Genomic DNA, 21,489 nt, shown 5'->3' with positions numbered 1-21,489 from the left:
TGTGGACAAAGCTGTGGACGGTTCGCGAACCGCCCGGCGGGCGCCTACGACAACGGCGATGGCCCCTGCGACGATCATCGACCCGGCGAGCGCGGCGAGCATCACCTCCATGACTCAGCCCGATCGAACGGCGCCAAGTCGGCCGCCATCGACGCCTCCGGCTGGAACAGCTCAGCCGAGGACTCTGTGGCAGCGCGGTACACGAGGTGGGTCGTCGGCCGCCCGGCCTCCACCGCCCCGGTGAGCTGACGGATCTCGGAGACGTATCGGCGCCGGACCCCGCCCCGCCAGGCATCGTCCTGCAGGCTGACATGCACGATGAAGTCGATGTGGTGGGCGATCTGGCGCATCGCGTCCTCGATGCTGAGCACCCTGCCCTGCGCCACCCGCGCAGCGAGCCGATCGATCGTCGACGAGGCGGAGTGGGAGTGGGTCGTCGACAACGTGCCCGCGCCAGACTGCATAGCCTCGAACATCGCTCCGGCCTCCGCGCCTCGCACCTCTCCGACGATCAGTCGGGTGAGGTTCTGGCGCAGCGCCTCGGGAATGAGGTCGGCGACCGTGTAGGTGCCGACCGATCCGTCGCCCGAGGTTTCGCCCATGCCGATGCGCGCCTGCAGCGCCAGGACGTTGCGTCTGTCATCCAGCAGGTGCGTGAGGAGTTCGTAATCCGTTTCCAGAGTGCCGAAGCGCTCCCGCGGATGGATCGCAGCGATGAGCGCGCGGAGCAGGGTCGTCTTGCCCGCGCCTTGGTCACCCGAGATGACGATGGACTTTCGCCCCAGCACCGCGGCCCGTAGAAGCCGGGCCACGTCTCTCGGCAGCATTCCGCCGTCGGCCAGGTCGTCGAGCGTGACGTCCGTGAGCAGGTGCTGGCGGATGACGACGCTCGGCCTGTATGACAGGCCGAAACCGATGGCGTGCAGCCGGAAACGGTTGCCGAGCGCGAGCGTCATGGTGGGATGCAGGTCGTCGAACGGACGGGGCGGACTCGCGGTCTCGCCGAGGAACCGGATGGCATCCACCAGTTCGTCGTCGGTGTCGGCCACGGCCGGGAACCGCTCACGGTGACCGTCGCCGTACTGGACCATGACGTTGTCGCAGCCGTGGATCTCGATGTTCTCGGCATCCGCGATGTCGAACAGCGGCTGGAGACGGCCGTACCCGAAGATCGCGCTTTCGACGGCGTCGGCGTAGCGGGTCTCCAGCTCGATCGGCCACAGCGCCTCGCCGGCCTCGCTGAGACTCTGCGCACGCGCGTGGACGACGCTGCGGATGATGGCTCGGCCCTGCACCCGACGGTCGGCCTCGGGCATCGGCGCGCCGCGTTCGGCCAGCCACTCCGCGGCCGCGCGCGAGATCGACTCTGCCGCCTCGCGTCGGAGCCCGACCACCAACTGCCAGTCGATGTCGAGGCTGGAGGGAACGGGTTCGACGACGGAGCGCCGGGCAGGGGGCTCGCTGACTTGGGCGGCGGAGCTTGGCGTTTCGTAGGGTTCGGGGGCTACGCCCAGACGTCCCAGGGCTCCGGCCAGTGACGGCAGTTCGCTGATGCTCACGCGCTCACCCCCGCGATGACGGCGGTGTGCTGCCTTGTGCGCGCGATCCGCTCTGACAACGCCTTGGCGTCGCTCCGGAACCTGCCCATGAACGGCGAGTCACTGAATCTGCGGGGTTCCTGCCCACCGTCGCTCAGCACCTCGGCGCCCCGCGGGTCCCACGCCGGCTCGACGACGACCGGCAGGGAGAACTGCGCCGCGATCTCCGCGCCGGAATAGGGTCTGCCCGACCCGACCACCGCCAGCGCTGCGGGAGGCGGCACCGGAAGGCTCCGCAGCTGTTCCTGCAGCGTGGTGAGGTGAATCCGAGCCCCGGCCAGGGACCGCAGCGACGACCGCACGCACAGGATCACCGTGTCGGCCACGGCCAGCAGCCCCAGGGGCAGCCCGGTGGTGGAGATCCGCCCTGCGTCGACGATGACGTCAGCCCCCTGGGTATCCAGCGCCCCGAAGCTCTCCCCCAGCGGCCGCCAGACATGCTCGAAGAGGCGCGACGCCCCGGCTGTCGCGAAGCCCGGCAGGAAGCGTCTTTCGATCTCGCCACCCTCAACAAGTGGCAGTCCGTGACGCCACACCTCCGGATCGAGGGGCGCGCCCTCGCGGTGGAGATGAGCGAGCGACATCAGCCCGCGCCCGCCGTGATCCATCCCCCGCAGGTAGCCGGCCTGGACAGCCTGCGACGGGTCCCGGTCACAATCGGCGACGAGCACCCGCCTCGGCCAGGCCAGGGCGAGCCCGAGCGCGGTCGTCGTCACACCCGGAGAGCCGGTGGCAGAAGCGAGCACAACGACTGCCATCAGGCTTCCTCCGTGACCATAAGAGCGAGCAGGTCGGTGGCCCCCAGCTTCGCGGCGCGCGCGGCGTCGACGTCGGCCACCAGCACATCGACGGAGAAGGTGCCGTCCTCCAGCGCGACAGGAGGGGAGGACAGAACACCCGCGATGGCCGAGTCGTCGCCGTCGGCCAGACTGACGAGGCTGACGACGGTCCCGCTGAACAGCTCGGTGGCCGGCAGCCGGCCGTGCGGTAGTCGCAGGCCCACGAGGGACTGCCCCTCGGGCAGCGGGTCGGCGCCGACGTGCTGGGTGAGCGGAAATGAGCCGCGCGGTAGATCGCTCAGCGCCTGCTGGCCGATAATGTCAGCGCGGCTCTCCGGCGTCAGTGCCTCGAGCTGGAGCCCACCTGGGACCTCGATCACGGCAAGATCTTCAGGCGCAATCACGGCGCCGCGGCGGACGTCGCGCTCCATCACCAGGACGGGTCGCTGCTCGGAGTTCAGGCTGAAGAGGAACGCGGCCGCAAGGCCTCCGAGAGTGACGAGGAGCACCCCGAGTGCGATGAGCTTCGGGCTGCGGCGGGCTCGCAGCTGCACCGCGGCAGGCCGCGGAGTGTCCGGCGCGGCGTCCGGCTTCGTCGGGCGTTGGGTAGTCAGCATCGGCCCCCCTCTCGCCGGTGAATCTAGGCGGGGGCCTGAGCGCTGCGAAACTCAAATCCGAAGATGTGGATAACTCATCTACTTTCGGAGACTTTCCTTTTGGACATCTTGAAACGTCGCCGTCGATGTGCCTGAGCTAGTCGGCGGTCGGCGGGCGGCGCAAGGCAAAAGCGATGTTGACCGCGACGATGCCGGCCCACACGATGAGCAGACCAACCAGTCCCATCCCGCTGGCGATGGCTGTCAGCGGGATCGCCATGACCAGCGAAATGATCGCAACGGTGAGCCGGGCACCCTGACCCTGTTTGGAGGCCAGATCCTGCCGCGTCTTCGACTGCAGTTCGGCCTGGTATCGCCGTCTGACCACGCCCTCGATCTTCGCGGTCATCGAGTCGATCAGGGCAGGCTCGATCTCCCGGCCCTGCTCTCGGCGCACCTCGAGAAAGGCTTCGACCTCGTCGCGAGGGATTCGATCATCCATGCAGCCATCCTACGGCCGCGCCCTCGCGTTGCGGCCAGTGGGATGACGCTGCGTCGCGCCTTGTCGCCAGTTCTTCGCGCAGGGCGCCTGCCCACTTATCAACAGGCGCATCGACGTCGTTTGACTTCCTGAGAATCCTGAGAGAATCTTGGCTCGGAAGACATCTCGGGAGGGGACGCCCACGTGCGCAAGTGGCTCGCCACGCTGACGGCAACGATCGCCGTCGCGGCCGGTTCCATCGTCGCGTCCACAAGCGCCTCCGCCCTCCCCCTGGCCCCCGAACCGGTCCTCCCCGTCACGGGCATCCCCGTCCCCTGCGCCACGACGCACGAGTACCCCGCGGACTCCTCCATCGAAGAGATCCAGGCGCAGCTGACGGCCAACTACGGCTTCAAGCTGGCCGGGAGCCAGTGGACCGACGAGCGCCGGCCCTCCATCAAGATCCTGTGGGAAACGCTCGACGCGATGGAGTGCACCACTTACCGCACGGACCTGCTCGCGAAGCAGGGCGGCAACGTCGGCATCAACGCAGCTTCGATCAGCGGCTACGCCTGGGGAGACTGGAGCCTGACGAGGACCAGCTACGTCACGCTCGACTTCTCGAAGTTCCAGCGGGCCCTGGACAGCGGGGATGAGGGCCGGCTCACGCGGCTCGTCGCCCACGAACTGGCGCACGTCCGCAACTCCGACCGCTTCGAGAACCCCGAGTACTGGCAGGTGTTCAAGGAGCTGTACGCGCGGGAGGGTCGCTTCAGCAACTACGCGGGCAGCAAGATCACCGAGACGTTCGCCGACGTCGTCGGCTACTACGTCGGGCGCTGCGCGCTGGACAACCCGTACGACACCGGCGAGCACGACGCGTACTACGACTACGCCAAGACCTACATCTTCGGTGGCAAGGAGTTCGGCCCGGCCCCCGGGGCGACCCCCGACTGCGCTCTCCCGGCAGAGGGAGCCGAAGAGCCCCTGCCCGGAGAGGACGCTCCCCTGTGGCTTGAAGGGCTGGCCGGCGAGTAACCGCCGCCCTGCTTGCTGAGGCGCGTCGTCGTCGTGCTCTGACGCCAACCGATCGACCGAAACGCCAACGGCGCGGCGGAAACGCCAACCGGATCCTCCCCGACGCCAACCCAGCCGACGGAACGCCAACCGTGCGCGGCAAACGCCAACGGCCGAGGCGAAACGCCAACGCTCCGGACCGAACGCCAACAGACAATCGGACTCGCCGACGACACTCATCGACGCCCGCGAGATCTCACAGGCGTCGATGGGTCTGGGTGGCGAGTCGCCCTCTCCGTTGGCGTTCGGCGCTCTCCGTTGGCGTTTGCCTCTCGCTGTTGGCGTTTGGCTCTCGCTGTTGGCGTTTGGCTCTCCCCGTTGGCGTTCGGCTCTCCCCGTTGGCGTTTCGCTGAACCCGTTGGCGTCGGCGTCGGCGACGACGGGCGGGCGGACGGACGGCCGGCCGGAGGAGGGCCGAGCAACGCCTCGGGCGCGGAGTAGCATCGTGGGCAGTCGTTCAAGGAGGACCCACCCATGCCAGACGTCGCCGCCTACGCCATCGATTCACCCACCGGCCGATACGAGCGCACGACGATCACCCGTCGGGAGCCCGGACCCACCGAGGTGTACCTCGACATCGCCTACGCGGGCATCTGCCACTCCGACATCCACACCGCGCGCGGTGAGTGGGGCAAGGTCAACTACCCGTTCGTCGGCGGCCATGAGATCGCTGGCGTCGTGTCGAAGGTCGGCTCGGACGTGACCAAGTTCAAGGTGGGCGACAGGGTGGGCGTCGGCTGCTTCGTCGATTCGTGCGGCGAGTGCGAGATGTGCCTCGCCGACGAGGAGCAGTTCTGCACCAGCCGCCCCGGCACCATCGCCACCTACGCCAGCATCGGGCGCGACGGCGAACCGACGCACGGCGGCTACTCCCAGGGCATCACCGTCGAGGAGGACTACCTCATGCGAGTCCCCGACGAGACGTCGCTCGAGCACGCCGCGCCGCTCATGTGTGCCGGCATCACGCTGTACTCCCCGCTCAAGCGGTTCGGCGCCGGCCCCGGCAAGCGGGTCGGGATCCTGGGGATGGGCGGCCTCGGGCACATGGGCGTCCAGATCTCCGCTGCGTTGGGCGCCGAGACCATCGTGCTCAGCCGCACGCTCGCCAAGCGCGACGACGGGCTGAAACTCGGCGCCGACGATTACGTCTCCACCGAGGACCGCGACGCCATGAAGAAGCTCCGCGGCACCTTCGACCTCATCATCTCCACCATCTCCGACGGCGTCGACCTCGACGCCACGCTGCGGCTGATCAAGCCTCACGGCACGCTGGTCAACCTTGGCCTCCCCGAGCACCCGAGCACCATCAACCTCGGCAGCCTCATCGGCGGCGGCAAGGTGCTGGCCGGCTCCCAGATCGGCGGCATCAAGGAGACCCAGGAGATGCTGGAGTTCTGCGCCGAGCACGGCATCAACCCGGTGATCGAGATCATCGACGCCGACGAGATCAACGAGGCCTACGACAACGTCGTCGCCTCCAAGGTGCGCTACCGCTACGTCATCGACGCCGCCACCATCGGCGACTGAGTGCAGCCGGCGGGGCAGAGAAGCCTACCACTACACGCTGTAGGACCACCGCTGCCCCGCCGATACACCGCCGCATCGAATGGGCGATCATGGAAGCTGCAGGCACAGCGTCCACTGTCCTGCAGCTAACAGGTCGGCCCAACACTCCCGGCGTTTGGGCCGACCCCTGCTGATGCTAAACGCTGCTCGCCGCTGAGCCCAGCCCGCCTCGAGCATCGAAACCGCTCGGAAGCGGCACCACTACCCCGCGTCACCGTCCCTCTCTCGACGGCGATCCTCGGGTTAGGATCATCGCGGAGAGGCGAGAGTGGACAAGACTGGATACGGCCACATGGGCTGGATCGTCTGGGGCGTCGGCCTGTTCGCCTACGGCGTGGCCGTCATGCACCGGACGTCGCTGGGCGTCGCGGGGCTCGAGGCGGCCGACCACTTCGGCACCACTCCCGGGATCGTCTCCACCTTCGTCGTGCTGCAACTGGCCACCTATGCGCTGGCCCAGGTGCCCGTCGGCCTGGTGCTCGACCGCGTCGGGTCGCGCGTGATGGTGGTGGCCGGGTCCCTCATCATGGGGGGCTCGCAGGCGCTGCTGGCCGTCTCCGACGACCTACCGCTCGCCTACGCGGCCCGCGTGCTCCTCGGCATCGGCGACGCCTGCATCTTCAACTCGGTCCTGCGCCTGCTGCCCCGCTGGTTCCGGCCCCAACTGGTGCCGCTGCTGAGCCAGGTCACGGGCATGTCGGCCTCCTTCGGGCAGATCGCCGCAGTCGCCGCGCTGCTGCCGCTGGTCAAGAGTGGTGGCTGGGAGTACGGGCTGCTGATCGCCGCAGCGGTGAGCCTGCTGCCTGCGACTGCCGCCGCCATCTGGATCCGCAACGCACCGCCGGGCACCGAACCCGGCGTCGTCAGCGACCGGCTCCGCGAGATCCCTTCGAACGTGCTCGGCGTCACGAAGCACCCGGCCACCCAGCTCGGCTTCTGGATCCACTTCACATCGGGCTTCTCCTTCACCGCGTTCGTGTTCATGTGGGGCCTGCCGTACCTGGTGGTCGGGCAGGGGCTCAGCCAGGCGGCGGCCGGTGGCCTGCTGTCGCTGCTGGCCGTGTCAGCGATGGTCGCCGGTCCCATCATCGGGACGCTCACCAGCCGTCACCCTCTCCGACGCTCCGACCTCGCGCTCATCGTCATCGGGGCCATCATCCTCGCCTGGGCGGTCGTCCTGCTGTGGCCGGGGCGGGCGCCGCTGCCGCTGCTCATCCTGCTGGTCGTCGTGCTCTCCGCCGGGGGCCCGGGCACCGGGATCGGTTTCGACTTCCCGCGCACGAACCTCCCCCTCACCCGGCTGGGCGCGGCCAACGGCGTGGTCATCACGGGCTCGTTCAGCGGCGCAACGTTGCTGATCCTCGTCATGGGCGTCTTCCTCGACCTCGTGGCCGACGGCCGGCCCTACACCCCGGACCACCTCCGCTGGGCCTGGGCGTTGCAGGCGCCGTTCTTCCTCGTCGGGCTGGCGGGCATCCTCGCCAGCCGTCGCCGCTTGCGCCGGCTCATGGCGGAGCAGGGCGTCGTCGTGCCGTCCTGGCGCGAGGTGGTCGAGCGCATCCGCCGCCGCCGGGGCCGGCCGGGTCGTAGGCTTCACTGATGGCCCTCAGCGTCTTCGATCTGTTCAGCATCGGCATCGGGCCGTCGTCGTCCCACACCGTCGGCCCCATGCGCGCCGCCGCGACCTTCCGCGCCTCCCTCCCCAACGACGCCACGCGCGTGACCGCGGACCTCTTCGGGTCGCTCGGCGCGACCGGCCACGGCCACGGCACGCCTGGCGCCGTCGTGCTCGGCCTGCTGGGCGAGCTGCCGGAGACCGTCGACCCACGCCTCGGCGCCGAGCGGGTGGCCCGGGCCCGCGAAACCGGGCTGCTCGACGTCGGCCACGAGATCGCGTTCAGCATGGACGACGACATCACCCTCCACCGCCGCCGGGAGCTGCCGCTGCACTCCAACGGCATGATCTTCCGCGCCTACACCGGAGACGAGATGGTGCAGGAGCGGACGTTCTACTCGGTGGGCGGCGGGTTCGTCGTCGACGGTGCGGCCGACGGCGACGCGCGCGTGGTGCAGGACACCACGGCGGTGAGCCACCGGTTCCACACCGGCGACGAACTGCTCGCACTCTGTGAATCCACCGGAAAGTCGATCTCGCGGATCGCGCTGGAGAACGAACTCTCCTGGCGCTCCGAGGACGAGGTTCGCGCCGGGCTGCTGCGCATCTGGGCGGTGATGCAGGAGTGCGTGCAGGCGGGCATCGCGACGGAGGGGTACCTCCCCGGCGGCCTGAAGGTGCGCCGTCGCGCCCCGGAACTCGCCGCGAAACTGGCCGTCGAGGGCGACTCGACCGACCCCATGCGCGGGATGGACTGGGTGACGCTCTTCGCACTGGCGGTCAACGAGGAGAACGCGTCGGGCGGCCGCGTGGTGACGGCCCCCACCAACGGTGCCGCCGGCATCATCCCGGCCGTGCTGCACTACTACGCCCGGTTTGTGCCCGGCGCCTCCGACGACGGGGTGGTTCGCTTCCTGCTCACCGCTGGCGCCGTTGGGATGATCTTCAAGGAGACGGCCTCCATCTCGGGTGCCGAGGTCGGGTGCCAGGGCGAGGTCGGGTCGGCCTGCTCCATGGCCGCCGCCAGCATGGCGGCGGTGATGGGCGGGACCCCGCAGCAGATCGAGAACGCCGCGGAGATCGGGATGGAGCACAACCTCGGACTCACCTGCGACCCGGTGGGCGGGCTGGTCCAGATCCCCTGCATCGAGCGCAACGCGATCGCGTCGGTCAAGGCGATCGCTGCGGCCCGCACGGCACTGCGCGGCGACGGCCGCCACATCGTCAGCCTCGACAAGGTGATCAAGACGATGCGCGAGACCGGGGCGGACATGAAGGTCAAGTACAAGGAGACGGCCCGCGGCGGTCTTGCCGTCAACGTCATCGAGTGCTGAGCGTCGGTCCCTGAGCTGTCGAAGGGTTACGGACAAGCTCAGAGCCCCACTACCCTGGGATGCGTTCTGCGGAAGGAGCAGCCATGAAGGTGGGAATCATCGTCGGGTCCATCAGGGACGGACGTGTCGGACGCGGGATCGCCGACTGGGTCTATGAGATCGCAAGCAAGCGCGACGACGCCGAGTACGAGCTGATCGACCTCAAGGAGTTCAACGTCCCCCTGCTGACCAGCGGCACCCACCCGATGGCGGCGAAGCGGAAGTACGACTCGGAGGAGGTGCAGGCCTGGAGCAACGCGATCGACCCCTGCGACGCCTACGTCTTCGTCACCCCCGAGTACAACCACGGCGTGCCGGGCGCCCTCAAGAACGCCGTCGACTGCCTCGGGGAGGAGTGGATCGGCAAGACGATCGCGTTCGTCGGCTACGGCTCCGTCGGCGGGGTGAGGGCCATCGAGCACTGGCGCTCCATCGTCGCGAACTTCTCGATGGTCGACATCCGCGCGGAGGTGAACATCAGCCTCTTCGCCGACTTCAAGGAGGGCACGTTCACGCCCATCGACCGCCGCCCCGACGAGGTCAACGCCCTGTTCGACGCGCTCGTGAAGGCCGCGTCCTAGGCGGCCTCAGAACAGCCCCTCCGGCTGGGGCGGCGGCGCGTAGGACGGGTCGACGTCGTTGAAGAGCTTGCTCACCGAGCGCCCGTTGTGGATCCGGTCGATCGCCTCGGCGAAGAGCTGGGCGACGCTCAGCACCTGGAGGCCCGGGAAGTTCGACGGCGGCGGCACGGTGTTCGTCGAGACCACCTCGACGATCTTCCCGCAGGAGGTGAGCTTCTCGCGTGCGTTGCCGGTGAAGAGGCCGTGCGTGCAGGCGACCGACACCTCCTCTGCGCCGAAGTCCGCTAGGCGGTTGCAGATCTCGAGGATCGATCCCCCGGTGGCGATCTCGTCGTCGAGCACGATCGCGCGCTTGCCTGAAACGTCGCCGACGATGGCGTCGATGACCACCCGGTCGTCGGCGAGCCGCTGCTTGGAGCCCGCAGCAACAGGCAAGTTGAGCAGCCGGGCGAGCAGCGTGGCCTGCTTGGCGTTGCCGAGGTCGGGCGAGACGACGACGCAGTTGGTGAGGTCGCGCTCGCGGTAGTGGTCGGCGATGACGCCGAGCGCCGTCAGGTGGTCCACCGGGACGGAGAAGAACCCGTGCACCTGTGGCGCGTGGAGAGCCATCGTGAGGACCCGGTCGACGCCGGCGGCCGCCAGCATGTCGGCCACGAGCTTCCCGCCGAGCGAGATGCGGGACGAGTCCTTCTTGTCCGATCGCGCGTAGGCGTAGTGCGGGATGACGGCGGTGATCTGTCCGGCCGACGCCCCGCGCGCCGCGTCGACCATGAGCAGCAGCTCCATCAGGTGCTCCTGAGTGGGCGGCACGAGCGGCTGGACGATGTAGACGTCGCGCTGCCGGCAGTTGGCCAGCAGTTGGGCCTGGAGACAGTCGTTGCTGAACCGGGAGATCTTCACCCCGGATCGTCGAAGCGAGAGATAGCCACAGATCTCGTCGGCCAACTCGGGGTGCGCCGAGCCGGAGAAAACTACGATGCCCTTCACGGATGATGCCCTTCCCGCAGGTTGGCCTCAGCCTAGTGCTCCTCGCCCGCGGTATGTCCGGGTACCACATTGATCCCTGAGCTTGTCCCCATGCTCCCTGAGCTTGTCGAAGGGGTAACGGCCCCGTTCCTAGTCGCCGCCCGACGATTCGCCAACCGTCCGGTCAGAACGCCAACCGGGAGCAGGAAACGCCAACCAGGGAAGGAAACGCCAAGGACCAGGCGCCGGACGCCAACGGAGATCCACAAACGCCAACGCGGACGTCGAGACGCCAACGGATATGCGGAAACGCCACCTGACAAGGAAAAACGCCGGCGAAACTCAGCGACGCCCGCGAAATATCACGGGCGTCGCTGAGTCTCGGCGGCGTCAGGGGAGGTTGGTTGGCGTTTGAACCTAACCGTTGGCGTTCGGGCCTGACCGTTGGCGTCGGGGTTGACGCCTCGACGAGCCGACCACCAGGGCGGCGGCCAGGAAAGGGGCCGTTACCCTTCGACAAGCTCAGGGATCACGGGGACAAGCACAGGGATCACGTGGACAGGCTCAGGTGCCCAAGGGCGGCGGCCAGGAAAGGGGCCGTTACCCTTCGACAAGCTCAGGGATCACGGGGGCCGAGGGGCGCCACGCCTCGGGGATCCACACGCAGGTCGGGTCCGAGGCCAGCGGGTCGCCGAGCATGGCGTGCGCGCGGGCGCGGGAGCCGCCGCAGATCCAGTTGAACTCGCACACCCCGCACTTGCCCTCGTACGACGACGGGTCGCGCAGCGCCTTCATCATCGGGGCCTCGGCGTAGATCTCGGGGAACGACTGCTCCTTCACCGAGCCGCAGCGGTGCGGCAGGAACCCCGACGGGTAGACGTCGCCAATGTGGTCGACGAACGCGAACCCGCGGCCGCTGTTGACCCCGATCGGGGGCCGGGGTGGGCGACGCTCGGTCACCTCGCCGAGGAGCCGTTCGGTCTCTTCGGTGAGCCACGCGTGCAGCTCACCGGTCGGGGGCATCGGCTGACCGGCGGTCCGGGCGTCGTCGCGCTGGATCGCGACGCGGCGGTAGTTCGGCGCCTCGGTCACCTTGACGGCGATCCGGTCGGAGACGTCGTGCAGCCAGTGCAGGACGTCTTCCATCTCCTCCGGGCTGAGCGGCTCCAGGTTGGAGCCGCGCCCCATCGGCACGAGGAACAGCACGTACCACATGTGCGCCTGCATGCTCATCGCGGTCGCAAGGAGTTGGGGCAGCTCGCGGAGGTTGTTGCGGCAGATCGTCGTGTTCACCTGGAACCGGAAGCCGTGCTTGACCACCAGCTTGGCGGCGGCCATCGTGTCGTCGAACGTGCCCTCGATGCCGCGGAAGGAGTCGTGGGTCTCGGGGGTAGCGCCGTCGAGAGACAGGGAGAACGCCTTGACGCCGGCCTCCCGGACGGAGGCGAGGCGCTCGTCGGTGAGCAGCGGCGTCACCGACGGCGACAGCGCGATCGGCAGCCCGATGCTGGTGCCGTACGCGATGAGCTCCTCGAGGTCGTCACGCTCGAAGGCGTCGCCACCGCTGAGGATCACGATGGGCCGGGGGGTGCCGTAGGACGCGAAGCTGTCGAGCAGCGCCTTGCCCTCGTCGGTGGTGAGTTGGCGCGGGTCGGCGCGCGTGAAGGCGTCGGCGCGGCAGTGACGACAGGCGAGCTGGCAGGCGCGCGTCACCTCCCAGACCAGCACGTGAGGGCGCTCCCCCGCGTCGTGGTGCAAGGTGCGGACGACGCCCTTGCGGGCCTCGTGGGGATGGGATCCAGGATGCGGGCTCACGCCGCGATACTACAAGGCGTAGTGAGAGCTGCCTGCAGCCGGGTCGCTACTGATGCCGACGCGGGTCCATCGACCGCACTTCGGGCGGCACCGCGACCACGGGATGCTTGGACGGGTCCTTGACGAACAGCGCGAAGACGAACCCGACGGCGAGCACCAGCACGATGCCGAGGATGCCCCAGTGCTGCGCCGACTCCTCGGCCGAGTCGGTGAACGTCGCTCCGACGGCGATGGCCACGCCGAACATCGTCGGGGCCAGGAAGCTGACGGCGCGCCCGGTGGTCGCGTAGAGCCCGAACATCTCCCCGCTGTGCCCCTCCGGGATCAGCCTCGCGAGGAAGGAGCGCGACGCCGACTGCGCGGGCCCGACGAAGATGCACATGGCCAGCCCGAGAGCCCAGAAGACCGGCTTGCCGCCGTCGTGGAAGATGAAGATGGCCGTGCCGAGCGCGATGAGCGAGACCAGCGAGGTGAGGATGACGGTCTTGGGCCCGATCCTGTCGTCGATCAGGCCGAAGCCGATCGTCGCTACGCCGGCGATCACGTTGGCGGCCACGCCGAACATGACCACCTCCGAGAAGGCGAACCCGAAGGTGCCCGCCGCCAGCACGCCGCCGAAGGTGAAGACGCCGGCCAGCCCGTCGCGGAACAGTGCGGCGGCGATGTAGAAGAACAGCGTGTTGGGCGCGGTCCTGGCCAGCCACTTGATCGAACGGAACAACTCCCGGTACGAGCCGAGGATGCCTATCTTGGGTGCCACGTGGTCGGGGCGCCGGTCCTTGAGGGCGACGAAGATCGGGACCGTGAACACGAGCGTCCACGCGCCGCAGAACAGCATGGCCACGCGGACGTCGTCGGGCCCGAACTCCGAGCCGCGCACCGCGATGATGAGCAGCAGGATCGCGATGCCGCCCAGGTACCCGAGACCCCAGCCCAGGCCGCTCACCCGGCCGACGTTGCGGGGGGTGCTGACCTGATCGATGGCGGCGTAGTAGTTGACGTTGGCGATCTCTGAGATGACGTTGCCCGCGCCGAGCAGCGCCGCGCCGAGCAGGAAGTACTCCGGGGCGGGCGCGACGAAGTACATCGCGGCGCAGATGGCCGCCAGCACCCACGTCTGCCACCGCAGGTGGAACATCCGCTTCCCGGTGCGGTCGGCCCCCTGCCCCAGCACCGGCGCCAGCAGCGCGATGAGCAGCCCGGCCAGGCCGGTGGCCCAGGCGAGCTTCATCGTCACCTCGTCCTTGGGACCGAACGCCGAGCTCGTCAGGTACACCGAGAACACGAAGGTGGTGATGACGGTGGCGAACGGCTGCGTCCCCCAGTCCCAGAGCGCCCAGCTGATGACCCTGCTCCGCGGGGCCTCCGTCGCCGACAGTGCCCCGGGCGTCAGGCCGGGCACCTCCTGAAGATTCGTCACGGGCCCACCGTAACCACAATCGCCCCCACGGCAGCGCAGATCCACACATCGAAGGGCCACGCAACCCCACGCGACGTCGCCGCCACCCCTCCCGCGACGCGCCCGACAGCGCGATCTACTGCATCGCCGCTGGTCAAGGCCCTATGCTCAGTCCCACACTGCGCTCTGCGCTCGACCCCCTAGGAGGAACCAATGCGAATCGGTTCTGCAATCGTCCTCATCGCCGTCGGCGCGATCCTCGCCTGGGCAGTCAATGCCGAAATCCCCTACATCAGCCTCGACCTCGTCGGCTACATCCTCATCGGTGCCGGCGTCATCGGCCTCATCTGGGCGCTCATGGCCTCCCAGCGCAGCCGCGTCACCGAGTCCCGCGTCGTCCAGGACCCCAACACGGGCGAGACCGTCCGCCGGTCGGAGTCGCACGACGGGCTCTGATCCCGAGCAGCGAACAGCCCCGGTCGCCACGCGCGACCGGGGCTGTTCACGCTCAGAGCGCACGTATGGACCGAATTGCCACCCCGTTACGCTCGGGTTGTAAGGTGGGTGTCCACCGGCCAACGAAGACGGTTTTCGCGCCCACCGTTGGACGCTTTCAATCAGAGAAAGGCACATGCATGACCGACAGCGGAGTCCTCAAATACGGAGAACTCGAACTTGAACTGCCGATCGTGGAAGCCACGCAGGGAAACAACGGTTTCGACATCAGCAAGGTCCTGGCCACCACCGGCGCGACCACGCTCGACCCGGGATTCGTGAACACCGCTTCGTGTACCTCGGCGATCACCTTCATCGACGGCGACGAGGGCATCCTCCAGTACCGCGGCTACCCGATCGAGCAGCTCGCGGAGAAGGCCACCTTCATCGAGGTCGCGTACCTACTCATCTACGGTGAGCTGCCCACCCAGGAGCAACTCGACCGGTTCAGCGGCAAGATCTCCCGCCGCATGATGCTGGATGAGCGGCTGAAGGAGCTCTACCGGTCGTTCCCCCGCGGTGCCCACCCGATGCAGGTGCTGGCCGCCGGCATCATGGCGCTCGGCGCGTTCCACCGCGACAACCTGTCGGTGCACGACCCCGCGCAGGTCGAGGAAGCCTCGCTGCGACTGCTGGGCTCCATGCCGACGCTGGCCGCCTACGCCTACAAGAGCTCGGTCGGCGAGCCGTTCCTCTACCCGCAGACGAGGCTGGGCTACGTCGAGAACTACCTGCGTCTGTCGTTCGGCACGCCGCAGGAGGAGTACGAGATCGATCCCGACATTGTGCGGGCCTTCGAGACGCTGTTCATCCTGCACGCCGATCACGAGCAGAACGCGTCGACCTCGACCGTGCGTCTCGTCGGCTCGGCCGATGCCAACATCTACGCCTCGATGAGCTCGGGCGTCAACGCGCTGTCCGGCCCGCTGCACGGCGGCGCCAACCAGGCGGTGCTGGAGATGCTCGCCCGAATCAACGACGAGGGCCTCGACATCAAGGAGTTCGTCTCCCAGGTCAAGGACAAGAAGTCCGGCGTGAAGCTGATGGGCTTCGGCCACCGCGTGTACAAGAACTACGACCCGCGCGCCAAGATCATCAAGGGCCACGCCGATCAGCTGCTCCGCAAGACCGGCGCGTCGAACGCGCTGCTCGACATGGCTCTGGAGCTCGAAGAGACCGCGCTGAACGATGACTACTTCATCGAGCGCAAGCTCTACCCCAACGTCGACTTCTACACCGGCCTGATCTACGAGGCGATGGGCTTCCCGGCCCAGCACTTCACCGCGCTGTTCGCACTCGGCCGTCTGCCCGGCTGGATCGCCCAGTGGCGCGAGCAGCACGCCGACCCGGCACGCAAGATCGGCCGCCCGCGGCAGATCTACGTCGGCGAGAAGGATCGCACCTACTCGCCGATCAACGAGCGCTGACCTCGGTCCGCTCCTCGACGGCCCCCGCAGCCCCGGCTGTGGGGGCCGTTCGGCGTTCCTCACGATCCGGTATTTGGTATGCCATCTGCCGTTTGGCAAGGCGTTTTGCCTGACTTTGCAGCTGAATTGCCCGTTTCGACCGAGTCCGTACAGGTCCGTACGCTCTACAGCCGCCTTCGACCGCCCCAATTACCGGGCGGCGGCTGACAATGGAAGCGGCCCGGTGATCAGGCCGGCAGCATTGGGGGGCTGCCGGATCGTCCCGGGCCTTCTACATCACTGCTCAGGGGCCAGTTCCCTGAGCTTGTCGAGGCCAGTTCCCTGAGCTTGTCGAGGCCAGTTCCCTGAGCTTGTCGAGGCCAGTTCCCTGAGCTTGTCGAGGCCAGTTCCCTGAGCTTGTCGAAGGGTTACGGCCGTGACCTTCGTCGCCGCCCTTGTGGTCGGGGGCGGCGGTAGGGATCGGGGCCGTTACCCTTCGACGGACGCTCGCTCGTTCCTCGCGAGCTGCTCAGGGACCACCCTTCGACGGACGTTCCTTAGCTCTTGCGCTCGTCACTGCTCAGGGGTCAAGGTCCCTGAGCTTGTCGAAGGGTTACGGCCGTGACCTTCGTCGACGGCCAGCCGGGTCAGAACTACCTGTGCGAGGGTTACTACACGTTCTTCAGCCATGCGGCGCCCGCGATCGAGCAGATGGCGCGGCTCATCTCGTCCGGACGTCCGGCCGCGGACATCATGGGTGTGTCACACCAGCAGTAGCGCCACCAGCGACAGCACGCCGGCGACGGCCAGCAACACCAGGTCGGGCGCGAGCTTACGGACGTGCAGCACCGTCAGGATCGCCGCCGCGGCCACCAGCACCCACAGTGCTGGCCCCACCGGGTCGACGACGTCCTCCATCACACCGGCCGACACCTCGAGCATCGTCGCCGCCACGGACACCAGCAGCCCGCAGATGACCGGAAGGATGTAGCGCCCGATGCCGACGATGACCGGATGGTCCTTCAGCTGTTTGTAGAGCCCCAGCACCGGGACCGCGAGCGCGCAGCAGGCGCCCACCGTGATGAGGAGGCCTGCCCCGCCGAGAGCCCAGCCCTGCCAGGCGCCGTGCGCGACGCCGAACAGGTAGCTGGACCCGACACCCACCTTGACGAGGATCGGCCCCGGGAGAGCGTTCGCGATGGGCACCAACTGGGTGTAGAAGACGCCGGCGTCGATGAGGCCGGGCTGCACGAAGAAACCGTCGGCGACCGCGATGTATGCCTCGCCGCCGCCGAAGGCGGTGATGGTCGAGAGCGCCAGCAGGCTACCGAACGCGAGCCCCGAAGTCCCCGCCGCCACCACGAACAGGCCGAGGCCGAGCGCGGTCAGCACGGCGAAGGCGGCGGTGGCGCGCCAGATCGAGGTCATGGACCGCAGCTGCAGGCGGCTCTGACTGCGCTCCTCGCCCCGATGGGCGACGAGGCTGGCCACGGAGATGGCGACGAGCGCGGCGAGGATGACCTGCACTGCCGATAGCTGCGGCAGCTCGCCGCTCGGCTCGGGCAGTCCCAGCAGCTCGGCACCCACTGCGGCGATGACGTTGGCGCCCGTGGCGGCCGCGGTCACGGCGGTGATGAGGGCGAACTTGGGCCAAGCGGATCCGGCGTGGCTGTGGACCTTGATGACGTAGCCGGCCAGCAGGGCGATGATGAACGCGGTGATGCCGACGGAGGCGAAGTTGAGCAGGTTGAGGCCGCCCTCCCCCAGCGCCGAGATGCCGACCATGAGCAGGAGGGTGGCGAGCGCTCCAGGCAGCGCGACGACGAGGGCGGAGGCGGTGCTGAGGCGGGCGCCGCCCCGGTTGAGGCCCGCCGCGGCGGCCAGCTTGACGGGCAGCGCCCCGGGGGTGATGTTCGCGACGACGACGTGGCGGGTGTAGGTGGCGGCCGCCAGCAGCCCCTTGTGGACCGTCAGCCGCTCCATCACCGGGATCAGGGCACTGCCACCGCCGAAACCGATGACTCCTGCGGTCAGCATGGCCGACAGGACCTGCCTCGGCCCGCCCTTGAGCTCCTCCACAGCGCCACCTCCTCGGATCGAGGAATACTGTTCCACGATCCCCCCGCTCCCACCAATCGCCCCGTTCCGAGAGCTTGTCGCACCGTTCCGAGAGCTTGTCGCACCGTTCCCTGAGCTTGTCGAAGGGTTACGGCCCCTACGCATCCGCCGCCCCCGACCACAAGGGCGGTGACCACAGTCACGGTCGTCACCCTTCGACAAGCTCAGGGATCAGGGTCGTCTGACCACAAGGGCGGTGACCACAGTCACGTCGTTACCCTTCGACCAGCTCAGGGATCAAGGTCGTCGTCGTATCAGCGAGCGTGCTGGCGTCGGTCCATCAGGCCGAGGCCGAACGCGACGACCAGGCACACGGCGATCGCCGCGTAGGCGGCGGCGATCCCGCTCACCCACGAGACGTCGGCGACCACGACGAAGAACAGGCCAGTGATCGCCGCGTTGCCGAGCGCCGTCGTGATCCGCTCGATGGTCTGCTTGATGCCGCTCGCGGTGCCGCCGTGGGCGGGCGGGATGTCCTGCATGCTGAGGGTCTGGTTGGCCGATCCGAAGATGCCCATACCCAGACCGTTCAGGACCAGCGTGGGCGACAGCCACCAGAAGGAGATGCCGAAGGCCCCGATCAGCCACGCGACGAGCAGGCTCAGCAGGGTGCCGGTGAGCAGAAGGACGACGGCGAGGATGACCAGCTGCCGGCCGTGGCTCAGCACGTAGCGGGCCGTCACCGTCGCGGAGATGGCGCTGCTGATCGCGTTCGGCAGCCCGATCAGGCCGGCGAAGATCGCGCTGACGCCCAGCCCCGACTGCAGGAACAGCGCGAGCACCGCAAACGTCGAGGTGACCCCCAGGAAGACGGCCCCGGACACCATGAGCCCGTTGCGGTACGAGCGGTACCGAAACAGCGTCAGGTCGACGATGGGCTCGCGCCCCGACTCCGCATAGCCGCGCTCCCAGCGGATCCAGATCCACAGCAGCACGGGCGCCACCGCGAGCAGCGTCCAGGCCAGCGGCTGCCGGGCCATGAACGGGTACATGACAGCGAGCACGATGGCCACCACGAGGACGGTCCCGACCGGGTCGAGGTCGATCCGGCTGCGCGCCCGGCCGGGGTTGCGGAGCTGCCGTTCGGTCTCGAACGGGAACCACAGCAGCGCCAGCACCACCGCCGCCAGCCCGACCGGTAGGTAGATGAAGAACGCCCAGCGCCACCCCGTCTCCTCGCCCAGCGCGGAGATGATGGCACCCGACAGCACCGGCCCCACCGCCACGGACGCCGAGATCACCACGCCCAGCAGCGCGAACGCCTTGGCGCGTCCCCCGCCGGAGAAGTACTGCTGGATCATGCCGGTGACCTGGGGCGAGAAGAGGCCCGCGCCGATGCCCTGCACGATGCGGGCGAGGTTGAGCAGCAGCGGCGTCGGGGCCAGACCGCAGGCCAGCGAGGCGATCGTGAAGATCGCCGCCCCGACGACGAAGAACGCCCCGCGCCCCAGCACGTCGCCCGCCCGGCCGGCCGGGATGAGCGTCACCCCGATCGCCAGCGCGTAGCCCGTGAGCACCCACTGCAGATCCGACGACGACGCGTCGAGCCCCTGCTCCAGCGCGGGCAGCGCGACGTTGACCGACGAGACGGCGATGAGCGACATCCCCATCGACATCAGGAGCACGAAGAGGATCCGGACGCGCGAGAAGGTGCGGTCGGTCCCCTCCACCGTGATGACGTTGCGGTTGGGAGTCGGCATGAGGGCAGTTCTATCACCCCGCCGTCGGATCCCCGATTCCGGCGCCGTCGCGCGGCCGCCCAACTTCAGCCGTCCGCACCGTGCGGGCTACAGTTCGAGGGAAGGAGTAATTCGTTGCGCAGCATCATCAAGATCATGGCCACCGCCAAGCAGTTGTGGCCGCTCTACCTCGGCATCGTCATCGGCGCCATCGCGATCGCGGTGACCAGCCTGATGACCCCGTTCGTCATCGCGAGGGCCACCGACACGGTGGTCGGCATCGTCGAGGGGCGCGGCGGCGCGGTGAGCACCCTGATCTGGCTGGCGGTCGCGTTGCTGGTGATCAACCTCGCCAACTCCGCGATCTCGAACCTGACCGGGTTCTGGGGGGACCTCATGGCCACGCGGCTGCGCGTCATCTTGTCGCAGCGCTACTTCCACAAGCTCCTGCGCCTGCCCCAGCGCTACTACGACAACGAGCTCACCGGCACCCTCATCTCCAGGCTCAACCGGTCGATCACGTCGATCACCGACTTCCTGCAGATGTTCTCCAACAGCTTCTTCCCGATGCTCATCACCGTGTTCGCGGTGCTCGGCATCTCGCTGTTCTACTCGCCGTGGCTCGCGCTGCTGCTCATCCTCATCTACCCGACGTTCGTGTGGCTGACCACCCTCACCAGCAAGCGCTGGCAGGTGTGGGAGCACCAGAAGAACGAGCACTACGACATCGCCGGCGGCCGGTTCGCCGAGGTGATCGGGCAGATGCGGGTGGTGAAGTCGTTCGTCACCGAGCGTCGCGAGCTGGACAAGTTCTCCGGTCACTACGACGCTGCGGTCGGGCTCACCCGCGAGCAGTCGGCGTTCTGGCACCGGATGGACCTGGCCCGCCGCGGGGTGCTCGACGTCGTCTTCTTCGCGATCTACGCCATCATCTTCGTCCAAACGGCGCAGGGCCAGTACTCGCTCGGCGTCATGGTCATGCTCATCCAGCTCGTCACGATGGCCCGGCAGCCCGTCACGTCGATGAGCTACCTCGTCGACACCACTCAGCGCGCGATCGCCGGCAGCCACGAGTACTTCAAGGTGATGAACGAGATCGACGAGCCGAATAACCCACTCGAGGCCCAGCCGTCGGCGACCGTCGAATGGACCGACGAGGATCCGGTCGTCGCCTTCCGCGACGTCAACTTCGGGTACGGCGATGACGACGGCGACCTGGTGCTCAAAGACATCGATCTGGAGATCAACCGCGGCGAGCGCGTCGCGTTCGTCGGCGAGTCCGGCGGCGGCAAGACGACGCTGGTCAACCTCATCATGAAGCTCTACCCCGCCACTTCCGGCGAGATCCGCGTCTACGGCCAGTCCGTGCGTGACGTCCCGACCGAGGAGTTGCGCCGCGAGATCGGCGTCGTCTTCCAGGACGCCAGCCTCTTCAGCGGCACCATCCGCGAGAACATGGCCTATGGCATCGCCGACGTGACCGACGAGCAACTCGAGACCGCGGCTCGCCGCGCCAACGCCCTCGGCTTCATCAACGGGCTCAAGGACCGCTTCGACACGGAGATCGGCGAGCGCGGCGTCAAGCTCTCCGGCGGGCAGAAGCAGCGCCTCTCGGTGGCCCGCGCACTGCTGAAGGACGCCCCCGTCCTCATCCTCGACGAGGCGACCAGCTCGCTGGACACCAAGTCGGAGCGCGCCGTGCAGGCCGGGCTCGAGGAGCTGATGGAGGGCCGGACGACGCTGATCATCGCCCACCGTCTCTCCACCATCTCGACGGTGGACCGGATCGTCACGCTCCGCGAGGGCCGGATCGACGAGATCGGCACGCCGGCGGAGCTCGCCACCACCGGCGGCATCTACGCCGAACTCCTGGCGTTGCAGGGCTCGACCCGCAAGGCCGACAAGGCGAGGCTGCTGGCCTACGACATCACCTCGTAGCCGCCAC

18 protein-coding genes are annotated in these 21,489 nt (G+C 68.3%); 9 read left to right on the top strand and 9 right to left on the bottom strand.

The genetic code is table 11. The features are described from left to right. Positions 1-101 precede the first annotated feature (101 nt). The 4 genes from RPIT_RS14110 to RPIT_RS14095 all read right to left on the bottom strand — a co-directional run bounded on the left by RPIT_RS14110 (position 102) and on the right by RPIT_RS14095 (position 3,475). The gene (locus RPIT_RS14110; protein ID WP_077344023.1) at positions 102-1,559 is read right to left on the bottom strand and encodes a CpaF family protein; all 1,458 of its coding nucleotides are present in this window, start codon (positions 1,557-1,559) and stop codon (positions 102-104) included. After that, complete coding sequence (locus RPIT_RS14105) at positions 1,556-2,356, bottom strand: CpaE/TadZ family protein (RefSeq protein ID WP_077344022.1); 801 nt, start codon at positions 2,354-2,356, stop codon at positions 1,556-1,558. Before RPIT_RS14105 ends, RPIT_RS14110 begins: the two co-directional genes overlap by 4 nt. Continuing rightward, positions 2,356-2,994, bottom strand: a complete 639-nt coding sequence (locus RPIT_RS14100; protein WP_077344021.1) for an SAF domain-containing protein — start codon at positions 2,992-2,994, stop codon at positions 2,356-2,358. The genes RPIT_RS14105 and RPIT_RS14100 overlap by 1 nt, the downstream gene beginning before the upstream one ends. Positions 2,995-3,130: 136 nt before the next feature. After that, the gene (locus RPIT_RS14095) at positions 3,131-3,475 is read right to left on the bottom strand and encodes a hypothetical protein (protein ID WP_077344020.1); all 345 of its coding nucleotides are present in this window, start codon (positions 3,473-3,475) and stop codon (positions 3,131-3,133) included. A gap of 183 nt (positions 3,476-3,658) precedes the next feature. Here RPIT_RS14095 and RPIT_RS14090 point away from each other — a divergent pair, with 183 nt between their 5' ends. The 5 genes from RPIT_RS14090 (at position 3,659) to RPIT_RS14070 (ending at position 9,666) form a co-directional block, all read left to right on the top strand. Then, entirely contained in the window at positions 3,659-4,492 is an 834-nt protein-coding gene (locus RPIT_RS14090) for a hypothetical protein (protein WP_077344019.1), read from the top strand. A gap of 513 nt (positions 4,493-5,005) precedes the next feature. Beyond that, positions 5,006-6,058, top strand: coding sequence for an NAD(P)-dependent alcohol dehydrogenase (locus RPIT_RS14085; RefSeq protein WP_077344018.1), 1,053 nt, complete (start codon positions 5,006-5,008; stop codon positions 6,056-6,058). 307 nt (positions 6,059-6,365) lie between these two features. Further along, entirely contained in the window at positions 6,366-7,697 is a 1,332-nt protein-coding gene (locus RPIT_RS14080; protein ID WP_218121644.1) for an MFS transporter, read from the top strand. Beyond that, positions 7,697-9,046: an L-serine ammonia-lyase gene (locus RPIT_RS14075; protein WP_077344017.1), complete on the top strand. Its 1,350-nt coding sequence runs from the start codon at positions 7,697-7,699 to the stop codon at positions 9,044-9,046. The genes RPIT_RS14080 and RPIT_RS14075 overlap by 1 nt, the downstream gene beginning before the upstream one ends. 83 nt (positions 9,047-9,129) lie before the next feature. After that, positions 9,130-9,666 (top strand): NADPH-dependent FMN reductase, encoded by a 537-nt coding sequence (locus RPIT_RS14070; RefSeq protein ID WP_077344016.1) that lies wholly within the window; start codon positions 9,130-9,132, stop codon positions 9,664-9,666. A 6-nt stretch (positions 9,667-9,672) separates the two neighbouring features. On the opposite strand, the gene RPIT_RS14065 is transcribed toward RPIT_RS14070, so the two are convergent. The 3 genes from RPIT_RS14065 to RPIT_RS14055 all read right to left on the bottom strand — a co-directional run bounded on the left by RPIT_RS14065 (position 9,673) and on the right by RPIT_RS14055 (position 13,867). Further along, complete coding sequence (locus RPIT_RS14065; protein ID WP_077344015.1) at positions 9,673-10,653, bottom strand: ribose-phosphate diphosphokinase; 981 nt, start codon at positions 10,651-10,653, stop codon at positions 9,673-9,675. A 579-nt stretch (positions 10,654-11,232) separates the two neighbouring features. Beyond that, the gene (locus RPIT_RS14060) at positions 11,233-12,447 is read right to left on the bottom strand and encodes a TIGR04053 family radical SAM/SPASM domain-containing protein (RefSeq protein ID WP_077344014.1); all 1,215 of its coding nucleotides are present in this window, start codon (positions 12,445-12,447) and stop codon (positions 11,233-11,235) included. Positions 12,448-12,493: 46 nt separating this feature from the next. Then, positions 12,494-13,867, bottom strand: a complete 1,374-nt coding sequence (locus RPIT_RS14055; RefSeq protein WP_226996275.1) for an MFS transporter — start codon at positions 13,865-13,867, stop codon at positions 12,494-12,496. A 192-nt stretch (positions 13,868-14,059) separates the two neighbouring features. Here RPIT_RS14055 and RPIT_RS14050 point away from each other — a divergent pair, with 192 nt between their 5' ends. The 3 genes from RPIT_RS14050 to RPIT_RS15125 all read left to right on the top strand — a co-directional run bounded on the left by RPIT_RS14050 (position 14,060) and on the right by RPIT_RS15125 (position 16,524). Continuing rightward, complete coding sequence (locus tag RPIT_RS14050) at positions 14,060-14,302, top strand: DUF6458 family protein (RefSeq protein ID WP_077344013.1); 243 nt, start codon at positions 14,060-14,062, stop codon at positions 14,300-14,302. A 179-nt stretch (positions 14,303-14,481) separates the two neighbouring features. Further along, the gene (locus RPIT_RS14045) at positions 14,482-15,768 is read left to right on the top strand and encodes a citrate synthase (RefSeq protein WP_077344012.1); all 1,287 of its coding nucleotides are present in this window, start codon (positions 14,482-14,484) and stop codon (positions 15,766-15,768) included. 600 nt (positions 15,769-16,368) lie between these two features. Further along, positions 16,369-16,524, top strand: coding sequence for a hypothetical protein (locus RPIT_RS15125; RefSeq protein ID WP_157633357.1), 156 nt, complete (start codon positions 16,369-16,371; stop codon positions 16,522-16,524). Here RPIT_RS15125 and RPIT_RS14040 read toward each other — a convergent pair. Next, complete coding sequence (locus tag RPIT_RS14040) at positions 16,510-17,826, bottom strand: chromate transporter (protein ID WP_162274585.1); 1,317 nt, start codon at positions 17,824-17,826, stop codon at positions 16,510-16,512. The two genes, RPIT_RS15125 and RPIT_RS14040, sit on opposite strands and share 15 nt — an antisense overlap. A gap of 293 nt (positions 17,827-18,119) precedes the next feature. After that, positions 18,120-19,565, bottom strand: coding sequence for an MFS transporter (locus RPIT_RS14035; protein ID WP_077344010.1), 1,446 nt, complete (start codon positions 19,563-19,565; stop codon positions 18,120-18,122). Positions 19,566-19,679: 114 nt separating this feature from the next. Here RPIT_RS14035 and RPIT_RS14030 point away from each other — a divergent pair, with 114 nt between their 5' ends. Beyond that, positions 19,680-21,482 carry an ABC transporter ATP-binding protein gene (locus tag RPIT_RS14030; RefSeq protein ID WP_176789357.1) on the top strand — a complete coding sequence of 601 codons (1,803 nt, stop codon included), beginning with the start codon at positions 19,680-19,682 and terminating at the stop codon, positions 21,480-21,482. Positions 21,483-21,489: the final 7 nt, after the last annotated feature.

Source organism: Tessaracoccus flavus, from assembly GCF_001997295.1.
GTDB lineage: Bacteria > Actinomycetota > Actinomycetes > Propionibacteriales > Propionibacteriaceae > Arachnia > Arachnia flava.
Note: the sequence above shows the minus strand (reverse complement) of the source record. Positions and strands in the feature narration are given on the sequence as shown.

Excerpts from the sequence above, each read along its gene's own strand:
- RPIT_RS14075 (WP_077344017.1), top strand. The coding sequence starts at position 7,697 with ATGGCCCTCAGCGTCTTCGATCTGTTCAGCATCGGCATCGGGCCGTCG.
- RPIT_RS14105 (WP_077344022.1), bottom strand. The coding sequence starts at position 2,356 with ATGGCAGTCGTTGTGCTCGCTTCTGCCACCGGCTCTCCGGGTGTGACG.
- RPIT_RS14085 (WP_077344018.1), top strand. The coding sequence starts at position 5,006 with ATGCCAGACGTCGCCGCCTACGCCATCGATTCACCCACCGGCCGATAC.
- RPIT_RS14100 (WP_077344021.1), bottom strand. The coding sequence starts at position 2,994 with ATGCTGACTACCCAACGCCCGACGAAGCCGGACGCCGCGCCGGACACT.
- RPIT_RS14035 (WP_077344010.1), bottom strand. The coding sequence starts at position 19,565 with ATGCCGACTCCCAACCGCAACGTCATCACGGTGGAGGGGACCGACCGC.
- RPIT_RS14050 (WP_077344013.1), top strand. The coding sequence starts at position 14,060 with ATGCGAATCGGTTCTGCAATCGTCCTCATCGCCGTCGGCGCGATCCTC.
- RPIT_RS14045 (WP_077344012.1), top strand. The coding sequence starts at position 14,482 with ATGACCGACAGCGGAGTCCTCAAATACGGAGAACTCGAACTTGAACTG.
- RPIT_RS14070 (WP_077344016.1), top strand. The coding sequence starts at position 9,130 with ATGAAGGTGGGAATCATCGTCGGGTCCATCAGGGACGGACGTGTCGGA.
- RPIT_RS14095 (WP_077344020.1), bottom strand. The coding sequence starts at position 3,475 with ATGGATGATCGAATCCCTCGCGACGAGGTCGAAGCCTTTCTCGAGGTG.